Origin of the sequence: Mesorhizobium sp. M1A.T.Ca.IN.004.03.1.1, assembly GCF_003997555.1 — a bacterium.
Lineage (GTDB): Bacteria > Pseudomonadota > Alphaproteobacteria > Rhizobiales > Rhizobiaceae > Mesorhizobium.
This window is the reverse complement of sequence record NZ_RZTV01000469.1, coordinates 1-264: the sequence shown is the minus strand read 5'-3', so window position 1 is coordinate 264 and position 264 is coordinate 1. Positions and strand designations below refer to the sequence as shown.

The window sequence follows — 264 nt, the reverse complement described above, 5'->3', positions numbered from 1 at the left end:
GACGGCGCTCGCAACCGGCCATGAAGTGCTGGAGAGCACGCTCAATAGCCGCACCGAAGAAATCACCACCGCACTCACCAGCCGCACCGGCGAGCTGACCTCGGCGCTGCAGAGCGCCACCTCGGACATCGCGCTGGCGCTGGCATCCGGCACCTCCGATCTGCAGAACAATCTTCAGGCCCGCTCGGCCGAATTCCGCGATACGCTGCGCACAACCACTGCCGACTTGACCGCGGCCGTTGCCGCCGGCACCGAGCAGGTCAC

At 67.0% G+C, this 264-nt stretch carries 1 protein-coding gene; it reads left to right on the top strand.

All coding sequences use genetic code 11. The features are described from left to right. The coding region (locus EOD29_RS32475) for a hypothetical protein (RefSeq protein WP_164763978.1) at positions 1 to 264 on the top strand (264 nt) is incomplete at both ends.